Genomic DNA, 6,509 nt, shown 5'->3' on the forward strand with positions numbered 1-6,509 from the left:
GGTCGGGCTGGCTCAGGGCGAGCCAGCGAATGAGCTCGAAGGGGTCATGGACGCGCACACGGCCTTCTTCGACACTCTGGTCCTTCTCCCGCTGTCTCGGCACGACCGAAACTTAGCACAGGCACAGAGTGATTCGCGGTATACAGGTCTTTTTCGAATGATTGGCAGCCCACGGGCTCTCCTGCTAGGATTCCGCCGCGGCGCCTGGTGGTGTCCGCGGAGCTCGGAAGGGAGGGCGTGCCATGCCCGTACCGCGATGGTTCGACTCGACATTGCTCGAAGCTCAGCAAGCAGACCACCCTGTCGATTATGGCCACCTGGGAGAGCAGTTCGGAATGAAGATCGAGGAGGTGATTCCTCTCCGGTCGCTGAAAACTTGGTGGACCCTCGTCAAGGACTGGAACGACGGGACGCACATCGACAAGAACGAGCTGGGCGACAAGGAACGCGCGATTCTCGACTTTCTCGAAAAGGAATGCCCCGACTGCCTCGGCAAAATCCCCGACGACAAGCGTTCCGAGTTCCTGAAGGGTCTGTGGAAGAAGCGTTCGTGAAAATCCATCGGCCCCGAAGGGCAAGCGGTAGGTTGTCTTTACGAAAATTCTGTTGATCTCGAACGAAGCTTGTGCCACAATGCCCGCATTACCTGACCTCGGGGGGGGTAGCGGTAGCTGGCTAGGGGTTCGGAAATGGCCTCGCAGGTCGGGATGTTCACGAAACGCTGCCTGAGCGGTCGTGAAAGTTGGGGCATCTCGGAATCACACACAGCATCTGAGGTCTCGTGGCATGGTGGCACGCCGGTACCGACCGAATTCAAATTGGGGCGCTCCCTCACCCCATCCATAGAGAACAACGTGGATCACCCCCCTGGATGAGACTCGCGGGCTGTGCCAGAACCATCCGCATGGCCCGAGAACAAGCCAAGTAGACAATCCTTGAAGAAGTTTCATGTCGGCATTTGGCCGACGGGAAGAGCGAAATGCTGCGGGTGCAGGGGGCATCGAGATGTTGGCAACTACGACAGATGATCGAATCGGCAACATGACTAATACGACGCACCGAGTGGGGAGTCCCAAATTGGTCGCCACGAATCTGCGAATGAGCTACGGGGGTCGGCAGGCGCTCTTCGGTCTGTCCTTCTCGCTGGACGCCGGACGTATCCTCGGTTTCCTGGGTCCGAACGGCGCTGGCAAGACCACGGCCATCCGCATTCTGACGACGATTCTGAAGCCCACTTCGGGGCGGTTCAGCGTCGACGGAATCAGCTCGGATTTCCCCCAGCGAATTCGCAGCAAGATCGGTGTGCTGCCCGAGAGCCTCGGGTTTCACAAGCAAATGACGGGTCTCGAGTGCGTGAGCTACTTCGGGCAGCTCTACGGCCGGTCCGCGGCCGATGCGCATGAGCACGGGCTCGCGCTTCTCGAAGAAGTCGGTCTCGGGAAGCGAGCCAGGTCACTGATCGGCACCTACAGCCGCGGGATGCGGCAGAGACTGGGAATCGCTCGGGCTCTGGTCAACGATCCCGTCATCGTTTTTCTCGACGAGCCTACCCTGGGGCTCGACCCCCGCGGTCAACAGGAGCTCCTGGTGATGGTGCGGCGGATAGCCAAGGAGCGTAACGCCGGTATCATCCTGTGCACCCACCATTTGTCGGAGATCGAGGGCTATTGCGACGATGTGGTCATTCTGAACGCGGGCCGGGTCGTCACGAGCGGATCGGTGGCCGAGGTCATCGGCCGAGCGCAGCGAGAGCTTTCCCTCCGACAGATTGTCAAGATCCATGTTCCTACGGCGGCAACGGCACAGGCGGCCAAGGCACTGGACAGCCTGTCGAACGTCCTCAAGGTGGTTCCTAGCACCGAGACAGAAGGCTGGTTGCGCGTCGAGCTCGATCGCAGTGTCGACGGAGACTCTTCCGGGACCCGGGTCAAGAACGCGATCCTGGACGCGCTCATCCGCGCCGAGATTCCCATCCTCAATTTCGAGGTCGAGGGTGGTCGGTTGCTGGACGTCTTCTTCCACCTCACCGAGAACGAAGACGAACAGACCTCGAAGAACACGTGAAGGCAAACAAAATGAATCGAACAGAACCAATGCGCGGTCGCCCCTCTGGTCCCTCTTCGTCCACCTGGTGGCTCGTATTCCGCAGAGAGCTCACCGAGCTATGGGTGGGGGGCAAAGCACTCATTCTCATCATTCTGTTCAGCGTCCTGCTGGCAGTGATGTCTTACGTGCTCGCCTCCAACCATGAGCTCGACTTGATTCCGCCGCCCGAGATGGTCTACTTGACGCTCCAGACCGCCATCGTCGTGGGCGTTTTCATCGGGCTCATCATCGGCGCCGACAGCATCAGCGGCGAGCGAGAACGAGCCACGCTCGAAGCGCTGTTGCTGACTCCCACGAGTCGCACTCAGATCATCGTTGGCAAATTTCTCGCAGCCATCTCGCCATGGCCCGTCGCCTACCTGGTTTGCTACCCGTTCCTTTCCGTACTGTCGCAGGGACATCCAGTCTTGGGTCCGGCAATGTTCTGGGGTGCCATACTCGGCACGTTCCTGACTCTCGCATTCACTGGCTTCGGGATGCTCGTCAGTAGCTGGTCCAATTCGCTCAAGGGCAGCATGTTCGTCAGCCTGACGGTTTACGTCCTCTTCCTCCTTCCCACCCAGTTCCCCGGCGCCGCCCAAACGGGCATGATGGGAAGGGCTCTGAAACTGGTGAACCCGCTCGAGTCAGTCAACCATTTTCTCGAGAAGATCCTCGTCAACAACAGGGGTGTGGACGAAGTATTCTTCTACCTCTCCGCCCCCATCCTGTTTTTCGTGCTCACCCTCGGGATGCTGTTCTTGTTTGCCAGTCCGAGGCTCTGTCTCGAGCCAGCCCATAACGGACGGTTGCGTTTGCCCTGGAGCCGTGCGGCGAGCTTGTTCTTGATCGGCTGTCTCAGCGGGTCACTTTCGGCCCGACCGGCGAACGCTCAGGAAGAGCCATCTGAAGAGGAACAGTCGGAAGACGAGGCAGCGCCGGAAGAAGGGGCGGATCCCGTAACCGGCATGGCTCCAGCGCATGATTTCGTCGTCCCGGATCTACCCTTGCGAGTTTCGATCGACGTCGGCTATCGGCAGATGAAAACCGGCGAAATGATCAACTTCAAAACGAGCGTGACGAACGACAGTCCTGATGAAGAATCACCCGCCATGATCGTAGCGATGAATATCATCAATATCGACGGGGAAGGAGATCCGGTCGATCCAGAGGACTGGTCTCCCCAGCGCGCCCAATACGTCGAGCCGCTCGAGCCGGGCGAGACCGCCATCCAGGACTGGACGGTTCACGCGGTCTGGGAGGGCGAATTTATCACGTACATGGTCGTCATTCCCGAGCCCGAGGGTCCGGATTCCACCACGCAACCCTTGACGACGTCGGGTATCCACATGACGGTGGAGTCCGGCCAGGGCCTCAATCCTGGTGGTGTGCTGCCTGTCGCCATCGCCATTCCCATCGCGCTGGTCGTGGTAACGGCGCTCATCTTTCGGATGCGACGAAAGGCCGTGGATGCCGGCGCGGCTTGAGAGCGGTTTCCCGAATTACTGAGACGCAGCGGGCGATGGTGTAGTTGCCGCGGGCGTCTTCCGCCCAAGAACCCGTGACCTTGACAGGTCACGGGTTCCTTTGGTACAAGCTGCCCCTCCGGGGTCAAGTCAATGTCAACTTGTACGCCCTTCCGGAGGTGCGCATGTCCGAAATAATGGACATTTTGGGTCAAGCTCTCGGTGGACCCGTCGTCGGGGAGATGAGTCGGTCGATCGGGGCCGGAAGAGATCAAACTGCCGCGGCCATTGGTGCGGCGCTTCCCCTGCTCCTGGGTGCTTTGTCCAAGAACGCCTCCTCCGGCGGAGGTGCCGCGAGTCTGTACGGTGCGCTCGATCGCGATCATGACGGAAGCGTCCTCGACGACGTCGTGGGATTCTTCGATGGGCCTTCTCAGGGCGCCGGGGACGCGATCCTCGGCCACGTGCTCGGGAACCGGCGTCCGGGAGTGGAGACGGGTATCAGCAAGGCGAGCGGTCTCGACGCCGCCAAGGTCGCTCAGCTCCTGAGCCTGCTCGCGCCGCTCGTCATGGGTGCGCTCGCCAAAGCCCAGCGGCAGCGGGGGCTGGATGCAGGCGGGTTGTCCTCGTTTCTCCAAGACGAACGGCGAAGCACCGAGAAAGCGGCGCCCGACGTGATGAGCTCGCTCGGTCGGCTGCTCGATGCCGACGCCGACGGGTCCGCGCTCGATGACGTTGCCCAAATCGGCTCGGGACTTCTCGGAGCTCTTTTCAAACGGTGACGTAGACGCAAGGAGGTGTGTGTGGGAATTCTCGATTTCGTGCTCGGTGCGGGCGAGAAGCTCTTCGGGGGGACGAAAGAGTCCGACCAGGAGCGCTCTGCCAAGCTGGAGAATCGAGTCAGGAAGCTCGGCCTCGAGGTCGAGGCGCTGAGGATCGATGTCAAAGGCGATACGGCGACGGTCAAGGGGAAGGCCGCCTCACAGTCGGTCCGGGAGAAGATCCTGCTCGCCGTCGGAAACACGAATGGGATTGCCAAGGTCGACGACCGTCTCGACGTCGTCGAGAAGAAGAAAGAACCCGAGGCGCAGTTCTACACCGTGGTGAAAGGCGACAGTCTTTCCAAGATCGCGAAGACCTACTACGGCGACGCGATGAAATATCCCGTCATCTTCGAAGCCAATAAGCCCATGCTGACCGATCCGGACAAGATCTATCCCGGTCAAGTATTGCGGATCCCTCCCGCGACGAATTGACGCAACTGGTAGGTTCGGCGAACTGAGAGAAGCGCTGCCGCGGCCAAGACGGCTGCACAGTCGGAGTTTGCGAACTGGCTGGTGAGCAGCGTATCATCGTTTGAGCTTTCCCTTTAATCCAAAATACTCGGGACAGTGGGACGTTCGTTGCCCCGGTGTCCTCGAAATCGAAAGGAAGAGGACCCCGTGGGAAGAAGGTTTCGACACTCTCGTGCGGCCGTGGCCGCTCTGGTTTTCATGACGGCGACGAGCTTGGCTCTGTCCTGCTCCACACAAGGGGACGAGCAGGCACCTGACGAAAAGCCGGTTACCCAGGAGACTGCGAGCGACGAGGTCGCCGATCCTGGCGGTTTCCCCGAAATCGTCGCAAGCGTGAACGGGACGGAGATCCTCAAATCCGACCTTCTCCACCGCGTCGCCGGCGTCGAGGCACGTATGGGCGGTCCCTCCGGGAAGACCGGGTCCCTGGCTTTCTATCGTCAGATCCTCGACGAGATCGTCGGCGCCGAGCTCCTTTATCAGGCGAGCCAGGGTCGGAATCTGGGCCCCGCGGACACCGAGGTCGATCTTCAGGTGGAAACGATCAAGAGCCGGTTTCCCGAGCCCGGCGCTTTGGACGAAGCGCTCGAGGCACAAGGGCTCACGCTGGAACTCCTTCGGACCCAGATCCGGAAGGACATGAGTATCGAGAGGCTGGTCGAGACCGACATCGCTCCCAAGGTGACCGTGACCGAGGGAGAAAAGCGCCAGTTCTACGACAACAACGCCGCGCAGATGCGCCAACCCGATCGCCTCCGGTTGAGCCACATTCTGAAGCGCGTCGATGGCGACGCAGCTCCTGAAACCAGAGAGAGGGCCGAGCGCGAGATCGAGGGGCTCCTCGAGGAAGCTCGCTCGGGAGCGGACTTTGCCACTCTCGCCCGTGAGCACTCCGAAGATCCGGGCTCTGCGAGTAACGGCGGCGAATTGGTCATCAGCCGCGGAGAGACGGTTCCACCCTTCGAAGAGGCTGCCTTCGGGCTCGAGCCCGGCGGGGTGAGCGGGGTCGTAGAGACAGAATTCGGCTTTCACATCATCAAACTGTCGGAGAAGATCGAAGGACAGGTCGTTCCCTACGATCAGGTCAAAGAGCGCATCGAGGAAATGCTGAAGCAGGAGTCGTTGCGCAAGGAAGTCGGCGCCACCGTCGACTCACTGAGGAAAGCCGGCGCGGTCGAGATCTTCATCTAGAGTGCTCAATGCCGTGGCGGGACCCGTAATCGATCGTGCCGCCACGGCTCGGGCTGCTTACGGCGCGGCAAGCGCGCCGGGCTCGCTCCGCTCGCGCAGGGTGAGCTGAGTTTTTCATCACCCTGCCAGCGAAGTGTGTCGCCGACGGTTTGATCCCTTTCTCTCGACCCGCTAGATTGGCGCTTACCAGGACCTCGAATTCTCGAAACGGGATGACACGATGATTCACAGATACCTGAAGTTGGCGTCGGTGGCCACACTGGCTGCGTCGGCGGCTCCGATATCGCAAGCTCAAGACTGGCCGCAGTGGCGAGGGCCGAGCCGTGACGGCGCGGTAACGTCCTTCAGCGAGCCGTCGCCGTGGCCGGTGTCTCTGAGCGAGCGATGGAAGGCGGAAGTGGGCCTCGGCTATGCCACGCCCGTTCTGGTGGGTAGCCGAATCTTTATGTACACCCGACAGAACGAAGACGAG

General features: G+C 60.7%; 7 protein-coding genes. All 7 read left to right on the forward strand.

The features are described 5' to 3' along the window. Positions 1-242 precede the first annotated feature (242 nt). Complete coding sequence (locus VEK15_23805) at positions 243-554, forward strand: hypothetical protein (GenBank protein HXV63746.1); 312 nt, start codon at positions 243-245, stop codon at positions 552-554. A gap of 487 nt (positions 555-1,041) precedes the next feature. Next, entirely contained in the window at positions 1,042-2,064 is a 1,023-nt protein-coding gene (locus VEK15_23810) for an ABC transporter ATP-binding protein (protein HXV63747.1), read from the forward strand. A gap of 29 nt (positions 2,065-2,093) precedes the next feature. Continuing rightward, positions 2,094-3,572: an ABC transporter permease subunit gene (locus VEK15_23815; protein ID HXV63748.1), complete on the forward strand. Its 1,479-nt coding sequence runs from the start codon at positions 2,094-2,096 to the stop codon at positions 3,570-3,572. Between the two features lie 164 nt (positions 3,573-3,736). After that, positions 3,737-4,333, forward strand: coding sequence for a DUF937 domain-containing protein (locus VEK15_23820; GenBank protein HXV63749.1), 597 nt, complete (start codon positions 3,737-3,739; stop codon positions 4,331-4,333). 21 nt (positions 4,334-4,354) lie between these two features. Next, positions 4,355-4,807 (forward strand): peptidoglycan-binding protein LysM, encoded by a 453-nt coding sequence (gene lysM, locus VEK15_23825; GenBank protein ID HXV63750.1) that lies wholly within the window; start codon positions 4,355-4,357, stop codon positions 4,805-4,807. Between the two features lie 186 nt (positions 4,808-4,993). Then, positions 4,994-6,037, forward strand: a complete 1,044-nt coding sequence (locus VEK15_23830) for a peptidylprolyl isomerase (protein ID HXV63751.1) — start codon at positions 4,994-4,996, stop codon at positions 6,035-6,037. Between the two features lie 220 nt (positions 6,038-6,257). Beyond that, a partial coding sequence (locus tag VEK15_23835; protein HXV63752.1) for a serine/threonine protein kinase occupies positions 6,258-6,509 on the forward strand: 252 nt, incomplete at its 3' end.

It is taken from the genome of Vicinamibacteria bacterium (genome assembly GCA_035620555.1).
Taxonomy (GTDB): domain Bacteria; phylum Acidobacteriota; class Vicinamibacteria; order Marinacidobacterales; family SMYC01; genus DASPGQ01.